Below are 19952 nucleotides of genomic sequence, written 5' to 3' on the forward strand. Positions count from 1 at the left end.
CATTTCCCTTTTTTGTACTAGTACATTAAAATGAATGTATGAGTTTATTGTACGCCCACGGAAAAACCGCCGCCAACATCGCCGATAGCCTGCTCGATGCCCTGCGCAGCGGCGCCCTGCAGCCCGGTGACGCCCTGCCCGCCGTGCGCACGCTGGCGCAGCAGCTCGCGGTGAACCCCAACACCGTGGCCGCAGCCTATGCCCGGCTGCGCTACGCAGGCCGCGTGGTGACCGACGGGCGCCGCGGCACCCGCGTGGTGGGTACCCCGGCACGCATGGCCCAGGCCTATGCGGTGCCCACTGGCCTGCGTGACCTGGCCAGCGGCAATGTCGACGCGTCGCTGCTGCCCCAGTTGCAGGGCGGTGCCGCGGCCTGGGCCGCGCTGGCCTCCTCAGCCAGCTACGACGCCCCGGCCGACCTGCCCGCGCTGCAGTCCGAGGCGCGGCAATGGCTCACGGCGCAGGGCCTGCCCTGTGGCGAGATCGGGGTGTTTTCCGGCACGCTCGATGCGGTGGAGCGCGCCCTGCGCGTGCATGCGCACCCCGGCGACCGCGTGGCGGTCGAGGACCCGTGCTGGCCGCCGCTGGTGGCCCTGCTGCACAGCCTGCGCCTCAAACCCGTGCCGCTGCCGGTGGATGGCGAGGGCCTGTGCGTGCCCGACGCCGGTGTGCTGCAGGGCTGCGCCGCCCTGGTGCTCACGCCGCGCGCGCACAACCCCACGGGTGCGGCCATCAGCCCCGCGCGCTGGAAGGCGCTGCGCCACCAGCTGCAGGCCCTGCCCCGCCTGCTCGTGGTGCTCGACGACCACTGGGGCCCGCTCTCGGCCACACCGCTGGCCATGGCGGCGTCGCTGCCCCCGCTGTGGCTGCATGTGGTGTCGGTCAGCAAGTTCCTCGGGCCGGATCTGCGCGTGGCGCTGGCCACGGGCACGCCGGCCCTGCTGCAGGCCCTGCGCGCCCAGCAGGCCCTGGGGCCGCGCTGGGTCAGCCGCATCCTGCAAGGCCTGGCGGCAGGCCTGTGGCGGCAGATGCGCGAGGGCAGCGCGCTGGCGCAGGCCGGCGGCTCCTACGCCGCGCGGCGCCAGGCCCTGGTGCAGGCGCTGGCCGCGCAGCAGGTCGTGCTGGCGCCCGGCGAGGGCCTGCACCTGTGGCTGCCCGTGGCCGACGAGGCGGCCGTGGTGCAGTCCATGGCCTCGCGCGGCTGGGCCGTGCAGGCCGGCACGCCGCTGCGCCTGGCCAGTGCCCCGGCCGTGCGCGTGAGCCTGGGCGAATGTAGGCCCACGGACATGCCGCGCCTGGCCGCCGACCTGGTGCAGGCGCTGCGCACGCCGGGCCGGGCCGTGTTCTGAAGACACTTCTAGAATCGCGCCCATCCCCACCATTCACTGCCGGAGACCCCCATGCCCTACATGCTGCTCATCATGGAACCCCCAGGCCAGCGCGCCGAGCGCGGCCTGGCCAAAGGGCAGGAGGTCTATGCGCGCATGCAGCGCTTCGGCGCCGGGCTGCAGGCACGCGGCCTGCTGCTGGGTGGTGAATCCCTGGCCAACGACACCGAGGGCGTGCGCCTGCAGGTACGCGAAGGCCAGCCGCGCCTGGTCGACGGCCCCTTCGCCGAGACCAAGGAAATGATCGGCGGCTTCTTCCTCGTGGACTGCGCCACGCGCGAAGAGGCCCTGGCCATCGCGCGCGAATGCCCCGCCGCGGAATGGGCCACCATCGAAGTGCGCGCCATCGCCCCCTGCTACGACGGCGCGACCTCCTGAGCTGCCGCAGGCGGGCCCCGGAATGAATCGATAGCACGCCAAAGGTATCGATTCTTGTTGGCGGCCGTAGATCGCGCGCGGCCGACACCAGTGCCCCCGCGCAAGGGCCGTCCCCCTCCCAGATTGCGAAGCAATATGAGAGAGGGGGAAGGCGCGACGCGACTCAGGGGGTGCCCTCTTTCCCTGCGTACACCAGGCCGATGCGCCGGTACATCCAGCGCCAGGCGAACACGTAGAGCATCACCACGAGGCAGGCCACGCCCAGGCCCGGCCTGAACGGCGTGGAGAACACAAAGCGCCAGGCCCAGTAGAGTTCGGAGAAGCCCATCAGCGCGAAGGTGCCCAGCCCCACCCAGGGCCCTTCGGCGCGCCACGCGCCCACGGACACGAAGGCATGGCCGACCAGCGCGGCCAGCCCCATCGCCAGGTTGGTCACCATGGCCAGGAAGGGCCGCACCTCGAACCAGCCTGCCAGGCCCTTGAGTGTGGGGGTGTCGTCGGACTTGGCGCCCAGCATGGTCTTCAGGATGAAGGCCGTGAAGAGGCCCTTTTGCTGCAGCCGGCCCGAAGCCGTCTGCTGGCTGCTCACCACCGAATCGACGAGCTTGCGCGTCAGCCAGTCGCCGGCCGATGACGAACCGCTGCCGGAGCCCTCCTCGTCCTCTTCGGGAGGCAGTTGCTTGATGGCATCCGGCACCTGCTTGCGCAGGGCCTCGGGCACATGCTCGATGGCACTGCTGCTGCGCCGCACGGCATGGGCGCAGACGGTGAGCGTGCGCCAGGCTTCGGGCACGTATTCCAGCCGCCAGCCGCCGCCCTTCACATGTTCGATGCACGCCTCCTCGCCCAGCATGTCCGGCGGTATCTGCTCGAACTGCTTGACGCCCTGGCGCAGTGCCAAGGTGTAGAGCGACGGTGTCATCAGCCGGCGTGGCACGAAGCGCACGGTGTCCTCGTCGGATTCCAGGGCTGCGTTCACCATGTCACGGGTGATGCGCTCGCGCGGAATGTCCGCCAGCGTGCGCGGGTGCAACAGCAGTTGCTCCACCAGCGCGTCGTCATCGGCGGCGCCTGCATGCTCCTGCACCAGCGCCTGCAGCCAACGGGTGTCTTCGTCGTCGTTCCACTGCGCGCTGTACGGTGACTGCAGGGACAGCACGGTCGATGCCTCCAGCGCTGCCTCCGCTTCACGGCCGAGCTGCATGTAGGCGCTGGCCAGCACATAGTTCGCATGCTGCTCGTAGCGCATCTCCGGCAACCCCAGCTTCGCGTCGGCGATGGCGCCCTCGTAGTCCTCGGCCCAGAGCTTCACCCAGGCGCGGTAGCCGTGCCAATGGCTGCCCTCGCGCGGCTCGCCATCCCTGCGCGCCTCGGCCAGATCGTCCTCGATCAGCTGCGTGATGACAGCCATTCGCAGGGCCTCGGGCACGTGCGGGAACACGTCCGAGCGGTCCTTGAGCGCGGCCACGCACACCGGCACGCTGCGCAGCGGCTCGGGCATCTTTTCGAGCGACAGGCCGTTGGTGCGCGCCGACACCAGGCACAGCGCGGGCGTGATCATTTCGGGCGGAATCACCTCGATCAGGGTGCCATAGTCGTGGCGCACGGCGCGTGCGGCCAGCTCCGGTGTAATCTTGCTTTTGTCGATGTAGCTGATGTTGTAGATGTCGGCCTTGAGCGCCGCCTTCTCCACCTCATCGGTGCGCAGCCAGTGCGCCAGGTCGCGCAAGGGCGCCTTGGCGCGCACGGCCTTGAGCGCCAGTTCCGGCGTGAGCAGGCAACCCCACACATCGCACAGGCTGTTGTGGTCCCAACTGGTGGGGATGCGGCTGTTGCGCTCGTCGCGCCAGTCCCATTCGTGGCTGTCGGCATAGAGCCCGCGTGCCAGCGCCAGGCCCTCGGCGGTCATGCACTCGGGGGGGATGCTCGCGGCTTCGTCCACGCCCCGGCGGATCAGGGCCTGCAGCCGCTCGGGCGTCTGGAGCCGGCCAGGCACCCAGGCCAGCGCCTCCACATCGCTGGCCAGTGCCGCGTCCACCATCGCATCGTCGAGCCACGCTGCGGGCACTTGGGCAATGGCATAGCGGTCGCTGGCTACGGCCTGCAACCATTCCTCGCGCGTCTGGGGTTGGAGGCGCTCCACGGGCGAGCTGTCGTCCCCACCCACATCGCCCTCCTCATCGGCGCCATCGCTGTCCTGCGCTGCCAGGCTGAGTCGCGCACGCTGTGCGGTTTCCAGGGCGTCGAGGCTCGGGGCCACCATCAGCCACAGCTCCCACCAGGCATCGCCATCGCCAGAGTCGGAGCTCTTGTACAGCGTGACCCATTGCTCGCGCGACTCGTGCAGCACACCGGTATCGCCCGGCAGGGCCTGGGCCATCGGCACCGCCCAGGCCTGGGTACGTTCAGCGCCGTGCCAGGGTGCGGCGTGTTCGGGGTCCGGGTCGGCCGGGCCGTAGCGGGCCTCCAGCGCCTGCAGCATCGCCTCGCGGGCCTGGTTCACCGCGTCGCTCAATTCCGAGCACAGGAACTCGTAGGGGCCGTTGTGCTCCTCGCTGATGTAGGTGCGCATCACCCGCCGCAGCACCACTGCGCGATTCGCCTGCACGGTGTCCTCATCGTCGTCCCCGTCCTCATCATCGTCGTCGTCGCCATCTGGCGAGGGCTCGCGCTCCAGCGTCTGGCCCGCAGCCAGGCGGTGCAGCCGGGCCTCGGCTTCGGCCAGCAAGGTCTCGGCCAGGGGAACGATGCCGCCCAGCGTGTCGATGCCCTCCAGGTGGTCGGTGATGGGTGGCAGGAAGAAGGGGTGGGGCGCCCGGCAGTCGCCCTCTTGCGCGTCGCTGCGCCACAGCGCCTGGCCCTGCGCATCGAGCAGCGTGGCGTGCTGTCCGTCGTACTGCGCGCGCCAGACAACGGCGCCATAGCGGTCGAGGTACGCCACCTGCCCATCGCGCGTGAGAAACGGCACCAGCGGCGTGTCGTTCATCTCCTCCACCAGCCATCCATCGCCGTTCGTCAGGGGCTCCAGCAGGGGCTCTGCCAGGCTTGCCACGCGGCCATCGGGGTGCAGCAGGGCCCAGGCGGCGGGCCGGCCTGCGTGGCCCTTGTGCGCTGCCGATGCGGCGGTGCGCACCACCGCAAAGCCGCCTTCCGAGCGGAAGTGGCTGCCGTAGACCAGCGACGGCGTGTCCAGCGCCTTGCCATCCGCGCGCAGATAGCCGGCGCCGTTGTAGTCGCTGCACACCATGCCGTGCACCATGTGTCTGGACAGGTGCCGCTCGCCCTTGATCACCACGCGCCCCTTGGCGTCCAGGTAGCCGTGGCCGTTGTCCCACGAGTCGGGTTCGTCGAAGTAGGCCAGCCCCTGCTTGTTGAAGGCCCGGATGTCCGGGTAGCGGGGCTCCAGCACCCACTGCCCGCGTGCATCGATCAGGCCATACGTCTCCCCATCCAGCGATGCGGCGGTGGCGGGCTGCTCGCCGAACGGCAACGCGCGCTGAAAGCGCGGCTCGATCACCCAGCGGCCCTGGCCGTCGACATAGCCATAGGCGAGCTGGTTCGTGCCCTTGGCTTTGCTCACTGCGCGCGCCAGTGCGCCCGCGCCGAAGGTGCTCAGTTCGCGAAAGCTCTCCTCGCAGGTGAACTTCCCTTCGCGGTCGATGATGCGCCAGGCGTTCTTGCCCACCATCACCGCACACAGCCCGCCGCGAAACGGCCGCGCGTCCTCAAAGGCCGGTGCGATCACCACCTCGCCCGCCAGGTTCACGAAGCCCCAGCGCCCGCCCTGGCAAAAGCGTGCCAGGCCGTCTTCGGAATAGTCGCGGGCGTTCTCCAGCGTGGGGGGCACGCGCCAATGGCCTTCGGCGTCGATGTAGCCCCAGCAGCCGTCCCCCGCCATGGCTGCGGCGACAAAGCCACCCTCGCCATCGGCGTTGAAACGCATGACGGCGCGCAGGCCCTCGGGTGGAGCAATGGCCCGGCCCGGGTGCACGATGAGCAGCGCGAATGCCGCGCCATCGGCCGACAGGGGAATGCTGGCGATCCAGGGTGCTGCGATGGGAGGGGTGTGCTTGTTCATGCGGTGGTGGGTCCTTCGCATGATCGTAAGGGCCGCCTGCGCCGTGGCCGGGCTCGCGGCGGTCCTGGCGGGCACAAAGACCGCAATGTGGGCAATTTTTCACGGTCGCCCCATTCGCCGCTGCCCTGCATGGCCAGGCTATGGAGTTGCGATGCCCCGGGCTGCCGTGCGCACCGCTTCGAGAAACTTCTGTGCCGCCGGCGTCGGGATGTGGCCGCGCCGCGTGACGGCGCTGATGGTGAGCTCGGGCAGGCGGGTCTGCACGGGAATCGCGCGGATACCGTGGCGCGCCAGCTCCCGGTCGAGCGCCGGACGTGCGAACACGCTGATCAGATCGCCCCGGCCCACCAGCGCGCGCGTGATCTCCATCGAGCGGCTGACCACGATGCGCTCGGGCGCGGGCACGCCGCTGCCGGCGAACAGGTCTTCAACCATGGCGCGGTCCCAGCCCACCCACTCCTCGTGCTGCAGTGCCGCGAGGCTGCGGGCGCGTGCGCGGGGGTGGCCCACCCGCGCGCAGATGGCCAGCGGCGTGGTGAGAAGCTCCTCACAATCCACGTCGGGGCCCACGCGCTCCAGGCGGTGCTGCACCAGGGCCAGGTCCAGCAGACCCTCGCGCAGGGCGGGCAGCACCAGGGGCGCCAGGCCCTCGCTGAACTCCAGCGCGGTGGACGGCAGCTGCGCACGGAACAGTGCCAGCGCCTGCGGCAGCAGCGCCATGGCCGGCACCGACGACACGGCCACGCGCACGCAGCCGAGCTGGCCGTCGCGCATCTGGCGCAGTTCGTCGCGTGCGCGCTCGGCCTCTTGTTCCAGCAGGCGCGCGCGGCGCTCGAAGGCCAGGCCGTATTCGGTGGGCGTGACGCCATGCGCGCTGCGCACGAACAGCGGCACCGCCAGGTGTTCTTCCAGCTCACGGATCGCGCGCGAGATTGCCGGCTGGGTGATGTGCAGCGCATTCGCCGCCCGGCGGATGCTGTGCAGCTCCACCACTGCGAGAAAGGCCTTGAGCTGGTGCGGTTTCATCGAAGTCTCCGGTACGCAGGGTGATGCATTTTGGTTTTCACGTGAATGAAATTGTGACTGTTCGCGGTATGGGCTTGGTACTAGAGTTGCCCGTCGTCCAACCCGAAGGTCCTTTCCATGAAACACCGGCTCCTGCCGCTGGCCGCTATGCTTGCCAGCCTGGCGATGTCCGCATCCGCCCAGACCACGTCGCCCCTGGCCCAGCGCGTGCTGGCCCTGTCCGATGCGGCCGAACCCCAGGTGATCGCCTGGCGCCGCCACATCCACCAGCACCCCGAGCTGTCCTACGAAGAGGTGCAGACCGCTGCCTATGTGGCAGCGGCATTGGCCAGGATGCCCGGCATCGAGGTGCAGACCGGCATCGCCAAGACCGGCATCAAGGCGGTGCTGCGCGGCGGCAAGCCGGGCCCCGTGGTGGCCCTGCGCGCCGACATGGACGCCCTGCCCGTGCAGGAGCGCAACGACCTGCCCTTCAAGTCCACGGCGCGCGCGCAATGGCGCGGCAACGAGACTCCGGTGTCCCATGCCTGCGGGCACGACACGCACGTGGCCATGCTGCTGGGCGCGGCGCAGGCCCTGTCCAGCGTGCGCAGCGAATTGGCAGGCACCGTGGTCTTCCTGTTCCAGCCCGCCGAAGAACTGGGCCCCGGCCCCGTGCCCAGCGGTGCCAAGGCCATGATGGAGGCCAAGGTGCTCGACAACCCCAAGGTCGACGTCGTCATGGGCCAGCACATCAGCGCCCGCGCACCGGGCAACACCCTGGCCTACCGCGCCGGCAGCTTCATGGCCAGCGGCGATGTGTTCAACATCAAGCTCCAGGGCAAGGGCGGCCACGGCTCCTCGCCCTGGACGGCCAAGGACCCGACGCTGGCCGCGGCCGAGATCGTGCTCGCCCTGCAGGGCATCATCAGCCAGCAGATCGACCCGCTGGACGGCCCCACCGTGGTCACCGTCGGCCTGCTGCAAAGCGGCAACCGCGTGAACATCCTGCCCGACACGGCCGAGATCGGCGGCACCGTGCGTTCGCTCTCGGCGCGCAACCAGAAGGTCGCGCACGACAGCATCCGCCTCAAGGCCCAGAAGATCGCCGAGAGCGCGGGCCTCACGGCCGAGGTCACCATCGACACCGGCTACGAGGTGGTGGTCAGCGATCCGAAGATCACCGCTGTCCTGGCCCCGGCCTTCGCTGTGGCTGCAGGCGGCGCCGACAAGGCCAGGGAGGTGCTGCCCTCCATGGGGTCCGAAGACTTCGGCTCGTTTGGCGGCAGCGGCGTGCCCGTGGTGTTCTGGAACCTCTATGCCTCGCCCTTCGGCGACAAGTCCGGCGCACCCAACCACTCGTCCGAATTCGTGATCGACGAGAAGGCCCTGCGTATCGGCGTGCGTGCGCTCACCAGCGCCACCCTCGCCTATATGGCGCAGAACCCCGCGGCCAAGCGCTGACCGCTGCGGTCCCCCCGCAAGCAGCCCATGCCGGCCCCGGCATGGGCTGTTTTCATTGGGGGATGGAAATTATCTAAGTACAAACCCTTGTTTTTCGACATCCGTGTCGATTCTGCGGGCGCCTGTTCGTCGTGGAGGATGAGCGCAGGGAATTTCCATCCCCCTGCACAGCGACTTCCACACACAGGAGATGTGCCATGCGATTCATGATTCTGGTGAAAGCCAGCCCCGAGAGCGAAGCCGGCGTGCTGCCCGGCGAGGACATGCTTGCCACCATGGGCGCCTACCACGAGGAGCTGTCACGGGCGGGCGTGCTGCTCGATGGCATGGGCCTCAAGGCCAGCGCCCAGGGCTGGCGTGTGCGCTACGGCAGCGGTGGCCAGCGCACGGTGGTCGACGGGCCCTTCACCGAGACCAAGGAGCTGATCGCCGGCTACACGCTGATCCAGGTGCGCTCGCGCGATGAGGCCATGGAGTGGGCACGGCGCTTTCCCAACCCGCGCGGCGAGGGGCTCGCAGCCGAGATCGAGGTGCGGCCGGTGTTCGAACTCGATGACTTCGCACCGGGCGAAGGCGTGCAGCGCTTTCGCGACATTGAAGCCGCGCGCGGCTGACCCCGATTTCCCACGACCACCCCAGGATTCACCATGATCAAGACCATTGCTTTCGTCGTGCTGGCCGCCCTGGCCCTGCTGCTGGCCTATGCGGCCACCCGCCCTGATACCTTCCGTGTGGAGCGCAGCCGCGTGATCGAGGCCCCGCCCGAGCGCGTGTTCGGCCTGGTCCAGGACCTGCGCCGCTTCAACACCTGGAACCCCTACGAGCGCAAGGACCCCGGTGCCAAGGGCGAGTACAGCACCGCCACCGCCGGCCCCGGCGCGCGCTATGCCTGGCAGGGCGACAAGGTGGGCACAGGCAGCATGGAGATCACCGAGGCCACGGCGCCCGCCCATGTGGGCATGAAGCTCGACTTCGTCGCACCGTTCGAGGCCCACAACCGCGTGGACTTCACGCTGGAGCCCGATGGTGGCGGCAAGGCCACCCGCGTCACCTGGGCCATGCACGGCCCCGTGCCCTACCTGGCCAAGCTCATGCACCTGTTCTTCAACATGGACCACATGGTCGGCAAGGACTTCGAGGACGGCCTGGGCTTCCTCGCGGCCGAGGCCGCCAAGTGATCCTGTCCGGCTTTCGCATCACCCCCTGTTTTCCACGTCCGTTATCCCTTATCGTTTCATCCAGTCAGGAGACCGCCATGCAACACCAGATGATCTTCGTCAACCTGCCCATCAAGGACATGGGCCGCTCCAAAGCCTTCTTCCGCGCGCTGGGGTATGACTTCAACCCGCAGTTCACCAACGAGCAGGGTGCCTGCCTGGTGCTCGGCGAGAACCTCTTCGTGATGCTGCTCGTCGAGGAGTTCTACAAGACCTTCACCGACAAGGCGGTGGCCGATGCGCGCAAGACCTCCGAGGTGCTGGTCTGCCTGTCGGCCCAGAGCCGCGAGGAGATCGACACCCTGGTGGCCAAGGCCGTGGCCGCCGGCGCCACGTCACCGCGCGCACCGCAGGACCATGGCTTCATGTACGCCCATGGCTTCGACGACCTCGATGGCCACACCTGGGAGTTCGCCTACATGGTCGACGCCAGCAAGGCACTCGGCTGACAATGGCTGCGCCCAGCCCCGATGCCCTGCACCGCACCATCGAATCGGTATGGCGCATCGAGGCGGCCCGCATCATTGCCCGCGTGGCGCGCATGACGCGCGACGTGGGCCGGGCCGAAGAGCTGGCGCAGGATGCGCTGGTGGCTGCCCTGGAGCACTGGCCCTCCAGCGGCCTGCCTGACAACCCCGCCGCCTGGCTCATGACCACCGCCCGCAACCGTGCCCTGGACCACCTGCGCCAGCAGGCCATGCAGGCGCGCGAGCACGAGGCCCTGGGCCATGACATGGAAGCACTCGAAGCCCAGTACACGCCGGACTTCGTCGATGCGCTCGATGCCGCACGCCAGGACGACATCGGCGACGACCTGCTGCGCCTGATCTTCACCGCCTGCCACCCCGTGCTGTCGACCGAGGCGCGCGTGGCCCTCACCCTGCGGCTGCTGGGCGGCCTGTCCACCGTGGAGATCGCGCGCGCCTTCCTGGTGCCCGAGGCCACCGTGGCCCAGCGCATCGTGCGCGCCAAGCGCAGCCTCACGGCCGCGCATGTGCCCTTCGAGGTGCCCGGCGCGGCCGAGCGTGCGCCGCGCCTGGCCTCGGTGCTCGAAGTGATCTATTTGGTCTTCAACGAAGGTTATGCCGCCACGGCGGGCGACGACTGGATGCGCCCGGCCCTGTGCGATGAGGCATTGCGCCTGGTGCGCGTGCTGGCCGGCCTCACGCCCGACGAACCCGAGGTGCAGGGTCTGGTGGCGCTGCTGGAGATACAGGCCTCGCGCCTGCCCGCACGCACCGATGCCGAGGGTCGCCCCGTGCTGCTCATGGACCAAGACCGCGCACGCTGGGACCACCTGCTGGTGCGCCGCGGCCTGGCCGCGCTCGACCGGGCCGAGCAACTGGCCCGCGCCGGCCACCCCTGGGGGCCCTACGCGCTGCAGGGCGCCATCGCGGCCTGCCATGCGCGCGCACGCCGTGCTGCGGACACCGACTGGAACCACATCGTGGCACTGTACGACGCGCTGCTGCAGGTTGCGCCCTCACCCGTCGTGGCGCTCAACCGCGCCGTGGCCGTGGGCATGGCCGACGGGCCCGCCGCCGCACTGGTGCTGGTCGATGCACTGGGCGCCGACCCCGCCCTGCGCGACTACCACTGGCTGCCCAGCGTGCGTGGCGACCTGCTGGCCAAGCTGGGCCGCAGTGCAGAAGCGCGTGCCCAGTTCGAACTGGCCGCCACGCTTACGCACAATGCGCAGGAACAGTCCCTGCTGCGGGCCCGCGCGGCAGACTGCGGCGCGTGACAGGACGGGAGTGACAGGGTGTGGCTTTTGCCGTAACGTGCGGCACTCCACGGAGTGATCGCCATGCAGTTCCCGTCCACGCCCCCATTCCCGCTCGAAGGCGGTTGCGACTGCCACCACGTGCGCTACCGCATGGAAACGGCACCCCTGTTCGTGCACTGCTGCCACTGCCGCTGGTGCCAGCGCGAGAGCGGGGCTTCCTTCGCGCTGAACGCCATGATCGAGGCCGACCGCATCCGCCTGCTGGGCGGCCCGCCTGTGCTGGTCGACACCCCTTCGGAAAGCGGCCTGGGCCAGAAGATCGCGCGCTGCCCGCACTGCCATGTGGCCGTGTGGAGCCACTATGCGGGCGCGGGCCCGCTGGTGTCCTTCGTGCGCGTGGGCACGCTCGATGCGCCCGACCACCTGCCGCCGGACATCCACATCTTCACCCTCGCCAAGCAGCCCTGGGTGGTGCTGCCGCAAGGCGCGGCTGTGGTTACTGAATACTATGAACGCGAAGCGCATTGGCCGCCCGAGAGCCTGGCGCGCCGCCAGGTGCTGTTGCCCAAGATCGCGGCCTACCGGGCCGCGATGGGCTTCGAGCCGTCGTGAACGCCGGCCGGGGTCAGCCCGGCAGCGGCGGCGGGCTCCTGCGCTTCTTGCGCGGCAGGCCCCGCAGGGAGGGGTGCACGGAAGGTTTGGGCAGCGCACCCAGTGCCGCGCGCGCCAGGGCATCGGCCTCGCCATTGCGGTGGCGGGGAATCCACTGCAGCTGTACTTCGCCGAAGCTTTCGAGCAGGACGCGTGCAGCGGCGTACAGCGACTCCAGCCGTTCAACGCATGGCTTGGCAAGGCCGCCTAGCTGCTCCACCAGGATGCTGCTGTCGCTGTAGACCTGCAATGTGGTGGCGCCGCGGGCCCGGGCTTCGTTCAAGGCCATCACCAGCGCACCCAGTTCGGCCTCGTTGTTGCAGCCGGTGGTGTGCGTGGCCTGCGACAGGGCGTGGCGCGTGCCGTCGGGCGCGACCAGCACGGCGCCCAGGCCCATGCGGCCGGGGTTGGGTATGGCGCTGCCATCGCAGTGGATAACCCAGGCCGCCGGGGCCAACCCGTCCATGGAATCGGCGGAAAAGGGCTTATTCAGGCTGGCGGTAGAAGGCTTCCACCGTGCCCTTGAGCTTGATCATCAGCGGCTGGCCCTTGCGGTCCAGCGTCTTGCCGGCGGGCACCTTCACCCAGCCTTCGCTGACGCAGTACTCCTGCACGTCAGAGCGGTCCTTGCCGTTGAAGCGGATGCCGATGTCGTGCTCGAACACGGCCGCGACATGGTGCGGGCTGCGCGGGTCGACGGACAGGTGGTCGGGCAGCGGTGGGGCTTGGGTGGTATCGGTCATGGGAAAAATGGTGTGAATCGGTTCAAGAAGGCAACCGCGCATTTTCGGCGATTCGCCGTATGCCCGCGCCAGCAAACAAGGGTTGCGGGCAGGGAGATCGGTCAGCAGGTCACCGGGATCACAGGCTTGCCATGCTGTGCGAGCAGCTTGCCGATACCGGGCTTGGCACAGCGCTGAAGCGCCATCAGCAGCGCATGGCCGGGCTCGGCTACGCCCCAGCGCTGGCGCAGGTCGTGCTGCATGCGCGCCAGCAACTCGGCGGCCATCTCGGCATCGGCCAGGGCCCGGTGGGCCTGGCCCGTGCGCGGCAGGCCGTGGTAGTCCACCAGCGTACCCAGTTTGTGGCTCGGCGCATCGGGGTACAGCCTGCGCGAGAGCAGCACCGTGCAGGCGAACGCGTGCGGCGCGGCCACGCCCGCCAGCGCCAGCTCGGCCTGCCAGAACTTGCTGTCGAACGCGGCGTTGTGTGCCACCATGGGCGCATTGCCCACGAAGCGGGCGGCGTCCTGCATCACGCCGGCGGCCTCGGGCGCGGCGTTCACCATGGCATTGGTGATGCCTGTGAGCTGGGTGATGAAGGCAGGGATCCAGGCGCCGGTTTTCATCAGGCTCTGGAACCGGTCGACCACGCGGCCGTTTTCCAGCAGCACGATGGCCACCTCGGTCGCGCGGGCGCCCTGACCGGGCGAAATGCCGGTGGTTTCAAAGTCGATGACGGCGATACGGGACATGTGGCCTGGAGGATAAACCGAAGCCCTTGCCCCGGCCCCGGCCCAGGGTTTGCGGCCCTGCCAGGCGGGCTTCACGCCAGCGTATAGGTGTAGTCCACCGGCACGACGCGCTCGTAGACCGTCTGGCTGGCGGCGTTCTTCATCAGCAGCCGGACGCTGGTGAGCTTGCCGGGGTCGATGACGGTGAAGTGCTTGGATACGACGCCCGTGCCCACCTGCCTGCCCGTGGTGCCTTCATAGGTCATGTTGGTCTGTGTTTCGGGAATGGCCCAGATGTCCAGGCCTTCCTCGGTGTTGATCGCATAGGCGATGTCCACGCCGATGCGTGTGCCGGCCTTCACCACGGCCGGCGAGGGGATGGACAGGGTGATGCCGGTGATCTCCGACCCCTTGCCGTCGTTCATCCACTCTTCGTCGACCTCGGCCTGTTTGTAGGTGAAGTCCACCGCCAGCGCCTGGTTGAAGACTTCCACGAAGTCCTGGTTCTTGGCCACGATGAACAGCTCGCGCACCGTACCGGCCTGCGTCAGATGCACCGAACGGCCGATCCGGCCCGTGCCGGGCTCCATGCGGTCGTGCGAACCCTCGTAGACCGAGTCGTAGGTGGTGTCGAGGATCTTCACCCAGACATACAGCGGCTCGCGGGGTGCCGAGTAGCGGTAGTCCAGCGCCACGGTGATGGGGGTGTTGGCCTGCAGCACACTGCCCGAGGGCGGGTCGATGCGCACGCCGGTGATCTTCAGGTCGGTGCGGGTGTTGTCCTGGCGCCTGGCGCGCCGCACAAAGTAGACGACAAGTCCGATGGCCACCAGTCCCGCGATGGAAATGTAGACGTTTTCCACGGTGAATTTCCCCCCAGGTACCGCACCTTGCTGTAGGTATGGATGAGGCGGTGCGTGGTGCCCCGGGGGCAAATTATGGTGGCGCGTGGCCGGGGATCAACAGCGGGGGTGTGCCAGGAAGAAGCGCAGCATCTCCTCGGTGGCCGACACGGCCCGGGGATCGGTATGGCTGCCGCGCGCATCGCCGCCGGCCCAGGCGTGGCCGCCACCGTGCAGCACCCAGTGCTCTGCCAGCGTGGCGCCGCCGCTCTGGTACAGGGTGCGCGTATAGCCCTGGCCGTGGGCCGACCGGCCGGTGGTCACCGCAGGGCGTACCTCGCCATCGGCGGCGGCCAGCGCGGCCTCCACCAGTTGCTCGCCATTGCGGGCATGCACGGTGGCATCGGCGTCGCCATGGAAGACGATCAGGGGCAGCGCCGTGCCCAGCTGAATGACGGGGGGCGTGGTCGTCGCGAACGGGCTGGTGCTGGCCGCCTTGGCGCCGGTCTTCATCGCCGAGAGCGCCGCCATCACGTTCTGCGCCGCGCCGGCCGACAGGCCCGAATGCACGCCCACGGCGGCAAACAGGTCGGGGTATTCGCGCGCCAGCAGAGCCGCCATGGCACCACCGGCCGAGAGGCCCGCCACATAGACGCGGTTGCTGTCCACCGGGTGGCGTGCCATCACCTCGCGCACCATGGCCACCAGCGTGGCCGGCTCGCCGCCGCCGCGCCGCTGGTCCTGTGGCCGGAACCAGTTCCAGCAGGCCTTGGGGTTGGCGCTGCCCGCCTGGGCCGGGTAGAGCACCAGGGCATTCGCCCGCGCCGCCGCGCCGTTCATGCCCGTGCCGGTGGCGAAGTCCTCGGGGTTCTGGGTGCAGCCATGCAGCATGAGCACCAGGGGCATGTGGGTACCGGTGTCTGCCGCGGGCGGCACATACAGGTAGTAATGGTCCTGCGGGGCGCCGGCCAGTGCGAAGGCCACCCTTGTGAAGCTGTCGGGCGCCTGCGTGGCAGGGCGCCGGGCGCTCGCAGGGCCCGTGGTCGGGGAAGGCTGGGCGCGGGCAGGCGTGTCCTCCGGCAGGTCGATCACCACGGCGTCTTCGACATCGGCCTGCGCAAAGCCATTGCGCCAGCCTGTACCGGCTGGGCTGGACGCGGGCATTCCTGCCCGGCCTTCGCGCAAGGTGCCGGTGGCACCGGCCTGGGGCGCTGTGGCGCTTGCCGCACCCGCAGTGGCGGGTATTCCGCCCAGGGCCTGCTGGATGGCGCGGGTGGCATCGGCCAACTGGCCTTTGCGCACCAGGTCGGTGGCGTTGCCGAGGAGTTGCTTGAGATTGTGGTTCCAGTCCATGGGAAGGTCCTTGGGGTGAGCTGGTAGGGCGTGCGCCGTTCATGGCACGGCCGCCCCTGGGCGGCTGGTGCCGTCGGTTTTTGTCTCGGAATGCCGCCGCTCGAAAGGGCCGGTCTGGAATGGAAAAGGAAAGAAATCGCCGTTGTGGTGCGCTGGGCACCCCGCCACGGTAGGCGCTTGTCTCAGCCGATGCGGCCCGCCAGTGCCGCCTTCACTGCCGGGCTGGCGTGGAACGCCCCCAGCACGGTGACCGAGGCGATCGTCGCCTGCGCCAGCGCGGGCGGCACGTCGTCCTCGATGCTGGCCAGGCCCAGCACGCGGATCTCCAGCGTCTGGCCCGCGGCCTGCACGGCCTCCAGGTCGGTGCGGCCAAAGCGCTGCAGTCCCAGCACGAGCATCTTGCGTGCCACCACCTGGCGCACCTCCTCGTTCTGGGTGCTCAACTGGTTGCGGATGGCGGTGCGGATGAAATCCGTGCGGTTGGCGTAGAAGCCCTCCGATACCAGCAGATCGATGTGCCCCAGGTCCACATAGCCGAGGTTGATGGTGATCTTTTCCGAATCGGGGACCTTGCTGCGCAAGGCCAGGGGGGTGGAGGAAGTGGGGTTCATAGTGCATTCTGGCCGTCTTGTGCCATCCATATGGATGGTAATTGGATGGTGAATCGGCGTTTTCAAGGGCCTGCCATCAAAAAGAAAGAGCCCAAGGGCCCTTTCTGGTGCGTGGCAGCCGTGCGCGGCATCAGCCCGCGCCGCGGCTTCCGCCACCGCTGCTGCTGCCGACCCCGCCCTGGCGCGATTGCCCCTGGTTGCCGCTGCCAAGGTGGGTGTCGCGGTCGCCACGGCTCTCGGGCGTGCGGCGGCCCTGGTTGATCTGCGTGGTCTTGTCGCTTGCGCTGTTGTGGGCGTTGGCCACCTTGCCGCTGCCGTCGCTGCTGGCATTCAGGTCGTCGTCGGTCTGGTTTTCCTTGCTGCTCATGCCAAATCTCCTGTAGTCCGGGGATGAACGGTGCGCCCGACGGGAAGCGGGGCGCACCAGCGGGAGGCGCTGCCTCAGGACAGCGTCAATTCCTTGTGCTCGCCCAGGTCACGTGGCTGCTCGCCGGTGATGGCGGCCTTGGCCATCTTGTACAGCTGCACCATCTTGCTTTCCTTGACGTCCCAGTACTCGGCATGGCCGACGCGCACGGCCAGCAGGGCCAGGTTGGGGTCGGTGTGGCCCGCAGGGAACCAGGCCTTGGCCATGGGCGACCACAGGGCTTCCTTCTGCGACAAGTCTTCCACGAAGCTGGCCTGGCCCGACAGGGACACGTAGCTGTCGTCACCGGAGTCGGCGTACGACACGTTCACCTGGCCGTCGGTCAGCAGGCGGCCATAGAGCTCGCCATTGCGGGGGATGAAGAAGTACAGCAGCGACTGTTCATCGATGCTGCGGTTCTGCGTGGTCAGCGGGTGTGCGTGCAGCATGCCATTGGCATGGCGGTGTGTGAGCATGCCGAATTTGATGTCCTTGATCAGCTTCCACAGCGTCTCGCGGGCGGGGGTGTCGTGTTGCATGGGGGTGCCTCCGGCAGATGGTGAATCGGTAAAAATTCACTGTAGGCGGCATGGCGCTTGGCGGGCGTCGTCCCCCGGCCCGGCTTGGGGAGGGCATTGTCTGACAGCAGCGCCTCGCAGTGCTCCGCCTCAGCCGGAATCGATCACGCCTTCTTCAGGAACTCCGACTTCAGCAACATGCTCCCCAGGTCCGTCTTGCAGTCCACGTTGTGGCCATCGGCACCGTCGACCAGGCGGATGCCCTTGATCTTGGTGCCCTTCTTGAGGGTGGATGACGAGCCCTTGACCTTGAGGTCCTTTACCAGGATGACCGCGTCGCCGTCGGCCAGCGGGTTGCCATGGGCATCGCGCACGGTGCCGTCGCTCCTGGCCTCGTCGGCCTCTGCCGCCTCGGCCACCATGGGCCATTCGAAGCTGCAGTCCGGGCAGACATAGCTGCCGCTGCCGTCGGGGTAGGTGTTCTCCAGGCCACATTGGGGGCAGGCGGGGATGGCGCGGGTCATGGAAGGCTTTCTTTCTTTTCCGGGGAGAGGGTCGGTGCCGCATGGCGGCAAAGGTGCGCGCTGCTCAGCGCGGCTTGCGCTGCTCCAGCGCAAACGGCGGCAGGCCCTTGAGCAGGCGCTGCCCGTACGAGGTGTTCATGAGCCGCTTGTCGTAGCAGTACACGTGGGCCTGGTCCTCTTCGGTGCGGATGGCGCGGCCCACCCACTGGGCCAGGCGGATCGCGGTGGCGGGCACCACTAGCTCGCTGAAGGGGTCGCGCCCCACGGCGCGCAGCCATTCAGCGCGGGCTTCGCCCACGGGATCGTCGGGCGGGGCGAAGGGCAGCTTGGTGATAAACACCGACTCGCACAGCCGGCCCGGCAGGTCCAGCCCCTCGCCAAAGGACTGCATGCCGAAGATGACCGAGGGCTGCCCCTCGGCCACGCGCTCTCGATGGCGCTTGAGCAGTTGCGTGCGCGGCAGCGCGTTCTGCACCAGCACCACGCTGCGCATGGCGGTGGGCAGGGCCTCCACGGCCTGGCGCATCTGCTCGCGCGAGGTGAACAGCACCAGCGCGCCGTATTCCACATTGGCGATGTCGTAGAGCAGCGCATCCACCATCTCGGCCGTGAACTGGGCCGCGTTCTTGGGGTCGGCCCGGGTCTCGGCGGCAATCAGCGTGCCCTGGGCGGCGTAGTCGAATGGGCTCGGTACCTCCAGCGTGGTGGCCGCCGCGTCGCCGTGCAGGCCCGACTCGCGCATGAAGAACTCGAAGTGCCCGCAGCTCGTGAGGGTGGCCGAGGTCAGCACCGCGCCGCGCACCGCGCTCCACAGGTGGTTGCGCAAGGTGGTGCCCGGCAGGATGGGGCTGGCATGCGCCTTGACCACGATGAAGTCGCCCTCCACCTCCAGCGTGAACCACTTGGCCGCCGGCACCGCGCCCTCGGGTGCATCTTGCAGCAGCAGCTGGGCGGTGGCGTGCAGCTCTTCCAGGCGCGGCGCCAGCATGCCGATCTGCGCGTACAGGGTGGACAGGCGGCGCGCCTCGTCGGGCTTGTCGCGCATCTCGGCACGCAGGGATTTGGAGATGGCGCGCAGCGCTTCGAGAAAACCGTCGGCGCTCGCGGCCAGCAGGCCCAGCGGGGCGATCAGTGGCTCGGGCAACTCACCGCGCGGCACGCGCACGCGCGCCGGTCCCCAGGCGTCCTTCTGGCTCTTGAGCGCCGGACCGTAGACGTCCATCACGATGCGCGCCAGGTCCTGCAGCGTCTGGCGCAGCTGGCCCGAGTGCTTGGGGATGTCGGCGATTTCTTCCACCTCCAGCAGCGCGCCGATGCGCAGGCCGCGGCTGGCCAGGCGCTCGATCCAGGTCACGCGGCTCAGGTCCATGCTGCAGGCGAACTGGTCGAGGGCCGTTGCGGGCAGGTGGTGGGCCTCGTCCAGCACCAGCAGGCAGTTGTCCAGCTCGGGCAGCACGCGCGCGCCCAGCGAGGACAGCAGCAGGTCATGGTTGGCCACGATCACCTGGGCGCCGATCAGCTCCTTGCGCTTGTCATAGTAGGTGCACTGGCTGAACGCCGGGCAGTGCTTGCCGGTGCAGGAGGCCCCCTCGGCCGCCACGGCGCTCCACACCTCGGGCTCGGGTGGCGTGTCCAGGCTGTCACGGTCGCCGTCCCAACCGCCCTTGCCCAGGGTCTGCGACATGGCCGAGTAGAACTGGATGCGTGCCTCGGTCTCCTGGCGCGGGCGCTTGGCCCGGGCCGCAGCCTCTTCCTCGGCAAACAGGTCGTCGTCCATCACCTCCTCGGCCTCGCCGGTGCCGGCCAGGCGGTCGAGCTTGAGCTTGCAGACATAGCGCCCACGTCCCTTGGCCAGCGCAAACTTGAAGGGCTGGGGCAGCAGCAGTGCCAGTGCGGGCAGGTCCTTGTTGACCAATTGCTCCTGCAGTGCCACTGTGGCGGTGGATATCAGCACCCGGGTGCCGCGCGAGAGCGCCATGGCGATGGCCGGCGCGCAGTAGGCCAGCGACTTGCCCACACCCGTGCCGGCCTGGATCACGGCGATGGAACGGGTGGGCGCAGCCTCGCCCGCTTCCTCGTCCACCTTGCCCAGCGTGGCCTGGCTGAAGGTCTGTGCCACCTGCTCGGCCATGCGCCGCTGCCCACCCCGGCTGCGGAACCCCGGGGTGGCCTGCACCACCGCATCGAACGACTGCAGGGCCGCCTGGGCCCACTCTGTTGAAGACATAAGGACGAGAGTGTGGCATATGGTTGGGCATACAGTGTTTTTGGGGGGTGGTGCGGCCTGTCGCGCGCATGGGGTATGGGCCTACACCGCAGGCTGCGGGGCATGTCTACG

The 19952-nt window shown here is 68.9% G+C and carries 20 protein-coding genes; 8 read left to right on the forward strand and 12 right to left on the reverse strand.

Features of this window, described 5'->3' with window-relative positions; translation table 11 throughout:
* The first annotated feature begins 38 nt into the window (after window positions 1-38).
* The gene (locus ASE28_RS12890) at window positions 39-1349 is read left to right on the forward strand and encodes an aminotransferase class I/II-fold pyridoxal phosphate-dependent enzyme (RefSeq protein WP_057266870.1); all 1311 of its coding nucleotides are present in this window, start codon (window positions 39-41) and stop codon (window positions 1347-1349) included.
* 51 nt (window positions 1350-1400) lie between these two features.
* A complete protein-coding gene (locus tag ASE28_RS12895; protein ID WP_057266871.1) occupies window positions 1401-1766 on the forward strand; it encodes a YciI family protein in 366 nt (121 codons plus the stop codon).
* A gap of 163 nt (window positions 1767-1929) precedes the next feature.
* On the opposite strand, the gene ASE28_RS12900 is transcribed toward ASE28_RS12895, so the two are convergent.
* Entirely contained in the window at window positions 1930-5844 is a 3915-nt protein-coding gene (locus ASE28_RS12900; RefSeq protein ID WP_057266872.1) for a WG repeat-containing protein, read from the reverse strand.
* Between the two features lie 138 nt (window positions 5845-5982).
* On the reverse strand, window positions 5983-6870 hold the full coding sequence (locus ASE28_RS12905) for a LysR family transcriptional regulator (protein ID WP_057266873.1): 888 nt from the start codon (window positions 6868-6870) through the stop codon (window positions 5983-5985).
* A gap of 117 nt (window positions 6871-6987) precedes the next feature.
* Between ASE28_RS12905 and ASE28_RS12910 the strand changes: the two genes are divergently transcribed.
* The 6 genes from ASE28_RS12910 (at window position 6988) to ASE28_RS12935 (ending at window position 11868) form a co-directional block, all read left to right on the forward strand.
* Entirely contained in the window at window positions 6988-8313 is a 1326-nt protein-coding gene (locus tag ASE28_RS12910) for a M20 family metallopeptidase (protein ID WP_057266874.1), read from the forward strand.
* A 197-nt stretch (window positions 8314-8510) separates the two neighbouring features.
* A complete protein-coding gene (locus tag ASE28_RS12915; protein WP_057266875.1) occupies window positions 8511-8927 on the forward strand; it encodes a YciI family protein in 417 nt (138 codons plus the stop codon).
* Between the two features lie 33 nt (window positions 8928-8960).
* A complete protein-coding gene (locus tag ASE28_RS12920; RefSeq protein ID WP_057266876.1) occupies window positions 8961-9491 on the forward strand; it encodes an SRPBCC family protein in 531 nt (176 codons plus the stop codon).
* Between the two features lie 77 nt (window positions 9492-9568).
* A complete protein-coding gene (locus tag ASE28_RS12925) occupies window positions 9569-9979 on the forward strand; it encodes a VOC family protein (RefSeq protein ID WP_057266877.1) in 411 nt (136 codons plus the stop codon).
* 2 nt (window positions 9980-9981) lie between these two features.
* Window positions 9982-11274 carry an RNA polymerase sigma factor gene (locus ASE28_RS12930; RefSeq protein ID WP_057266878.1) on the forward strand — a complete coding sequence of 431 codons (1293 nt, stop codon included), beginning with the start codon at window positions 9982-9984 and terminating at the stop codon, window positions 11272-11274.
* A gap of 63 nt (window positions 11275-11337) precedes the next feature.
* Window positions 11338-11868 (forward strand): GFA family protein, encoded by a 531-nt coding sequence (locus ASE28_RS12935; RefSeq protein WP_057200806.1) that lies wholly within the window; start codon window positions 11338-11340, stop codon window positions 11866-11868.
* A gap of 13 nt (window positions 11869-11881) precedes the next feature.
* On the opposite strand, the gene ASE28_RS12940 is transcribed toward ASE28_RS12935, so the two are convergent.
* The 10 genes from ASE28_RS12940 to dinG form a co-directional block, all read right to left on the reverse strand.
* Complete coding sequence (locus ASE28_RS12940; protein ID WP_057266879.1) at window positions 11882-12373, reverse strand: ribonuclease HI family protein; 492 nt, start codon at window positions 12371-12373, stop codon at window positions 11882-11884.
* A gap of 19 nt (window positions 12374-12392) precedes the next feature.
* Window positions 12393-12650 carry a DUF3297 family protein gene (locus ASE28_RS12945; protein WP_057200448.1) on the reverse strand — a complete coding sequence of 86 codons (258 nt, stop codon included), beginning with the start codon at window positions 12648-12650 and terminating at the stop codon, window positions 12393-12395.
* A gap of 101 nt (window positions 12651-12751) precedes the next feature.
* A complete protein-coding gene (locus ASE28_RS12950; RefSeq protein WP_057200449.1) occupies window positions 12752-13381 on the reverse strand; it encodes a PolC-type DNA polymerase III in 630 nt (209 codons plus the stop codon).
* A gap of 71 nt (window positions 13382-13452) precedes the next feature.
* Window positions 13453-14223 (reverse strand): hypothetical protein, encoded by a 771-nt coding sequence (locus ASE28_RS12955; RefSeq protein ID WP_057266880.1) that lies wholly within the window; start codon window positions 14221-14223, stop codon window positions 13453-13455.
* A gap of 96 nt (window positions 14224-14319) precedes the next feature.
* Window positions 14320-15555, reverse strand: coding sequence for a PHB depolymerase family esterase (locus tag ASE28_RS12960; RefSeq protein WP_057266881.1), 1236 nt, complete (start codon window positions 15553-15555; stop codon window positions 14320-14322).
* Between the two features lie 182 nt (window positions 15556-15737).
* A complete protein-coding gene (locus ASE28_RS12965; RefSeq protein ID WP_057266882.1) occupies window positions 15738-16166 on the reverse strand; it encodes a hypothetical protein in 429 nt (142 codons plus the stop codon).
* Window positions 16167-16296: 130 nt separating this feature from the next.
* Window positions 16297-16533: a hypothetical protein gene (locus tag ASE28_RS12970; RefSeq protein WP_057266883.1), complete on the reverse strand. Its 237-nt coding sequence runs from the start codon at window positions 16531-16533 to the stop codon at window positions 16297-16299.
* A gap of 74 nt (window positions 16534-16607) precedes the next feature.
* Window positions 16608-17111: a pyridoxamine 5'-phosphate oxidase family protein gene (locus ASE28_RS12975; RefSeq protein ID WP_057266884.1), complete on the reverse strand. Its 504-nt coding sequence runs from the start codon at window positions 17109-17111 to the stop codon at window positions 16608-16610.
* Window positions 17112-17254: 143 nt separating this feature from the next.
* Complete coding sequence (locus tag ASE28_RS12980) at window positions 17255-17614, reverse strand: zinc ribbon domain-containing protein YjdM (protein ID WP_057266885.1); 360 nt, start codon at window positions 17612-17614, stop codon at window positions 17255-17257.
* Between the two features lie 64 nt (window positions 17615-17678).
* On the reverse strand, window positions 17679-19841 hold the full coding sequence (dinG, locus tag ASE28_RS12985; protein WP_057266886.1) for an ATP-dependent DNA helicase DinG: 2163 nt from the start codon (window positions 19839-19841) through the stop codon (window positions 17679-17681).
* Between the last annotated feature and the right edge of the window lie 111 nt (window positions 19842-19952).

This window comes from Acidovorax sp. Root219 (assembly GCF_001428665.1).
GTDB lineage: Bacteria > Pseudomonadota > Gammaproteobacteria > Burkholderiales > Burkholderiaceae_C > Acidovorax.

Bases quoted from the DNA above. Each gene is read 5' to 3' on its own strand.
- ASE28_RS12890 (WP_057266870.1), top strand. From the start codon at position 39: ATGAGTTTATTGTACGCCCACGGAAAAACCGCCGCCAACATCGCCGAT.
- ASE28_RS12915 (WP_057266875.1), top strand. From the start codon at position 8,511: ATGCGATTCATGATTCTGGTGAAAGCCAGCCCCGAGAGCGAAGCCGGC.
- ASE28_RS12975 (WP_057266884.1), bottom strand. From the start codon at position 17,111: ATGCAACACGACACCCCCGCCCGCGAGACGCTGTGGAAGCTGATCAAG.
- ASE28_RS12945 (WP_057200448.1), bottom strand. From the start codon at position 12,650: ATGACCGATACCACCCAAGCCCCACCGCTGCCCGACCACCTGTCCGTC.
- ASE28_RS12935 (WP_057200806.1), top strand. From the start codon at position 11,338: ATGCAGTTCCCGTCCACGCCCCCATTCCCGCTCGAAGGCGGTTGCGAC.
- dinG (WP_057266886.1), bottom strand. From the start codon at position 19,841: ATGTCTTCAACAGAGTGGGCCCAGGCGGCCCTGCAGTCGTTCGATGCG.
- ASE28_RS12905 (WP_057266873.1), bottom strand. From the start codon at position 6,870: ATGAAACCGCACCAGCTCAAGGCCTTTCTCGCAGTGGTGGAGCTGCAC.
- ASE28_RS12960 (WP_057266881.1), bottom strand. From the start codon at position 15,555: ATGGACTGGAACCACAATCTCAAGCAACTCCTCGGCAACGCCACCGAC.
- ASE28_RS12920 (WP_057266876.1), top strand. From the start codon at position 8,961: ATGATCAAGACCATTGCTTTCGTCGTGCTGGCCGCCCTGGCCCTGCTG.
- ASE28_RS12900 (WP_057266872.1), bottom strand. From the start codon at position 5,844: ATGAACAAGCACACCCCTCCCATCGCAGCACCCTGGATCGCCAGCATT.
- ASE28_RS12980 (WP_057266885.1), bottom strand. From the start codon at position 17,614: ATGACCCGCGCCATCCCCGCCTGCCCCCAATGTGGCCTGGAGAACACC.
- ASE28_RS12940 (WP_057266879.1), bottom strand. From the start codon at position 12,373: ATGGACGGGTTGGCCCCGGCGGCCTGGGTTATCCACTGCGATGGCAGC.
- ASE28_RS12950 (WP_057200449.1), bottom strand. From the start codon at position 13,381: ATGTCCCGTATCGCCGTCATCGACTTTGAAACCACCGGCATTTCGCCC.
- ASE28_RS12930 (WP_057266878.1), top strand. From the start codon at position 9,982: ATGGCTGCGCCCAGCCCCGATGCCCTGCACCGCACCATCGAATCGGTA.
- ASE28_RS12970 (WP_057266883.1), bottom strand. From the start codon at position 16,533: ATGAGCAGCAAGGAAAACCAGACCGACGACGACCTGAATGCCAGCAGC.
- ASE28_RS12895 (WP_057266871.1), top strand. From the start codon at position 1,401: ATGCCCTACATGCTGCTCATCATGGAACCCCCAGGCCAGCGCGCCGAG.
- ASE28_RS12925 (WP_057266877.1), top strand. From the start codon at position 9,569: ATGCAACACCAGATGATCTTCGTCAACCTGCCCATCAAGGACATGGGC.
- ASE28_RS12965 (WP_057266882.1), bottom strand. From the start codon at position 16,166: ATGAACCCCACTTCCTCCACCCCCCTGGCCTTGCGCAGCAAGGTCCCC.
- ASE28_RS12910 (WP_057266874.1), top strand. From the start codon at position 6,988: ATGAAACACCGGCTCCTGCCGCTGGCCGCTATGCTTGCCAGCCTGGCG.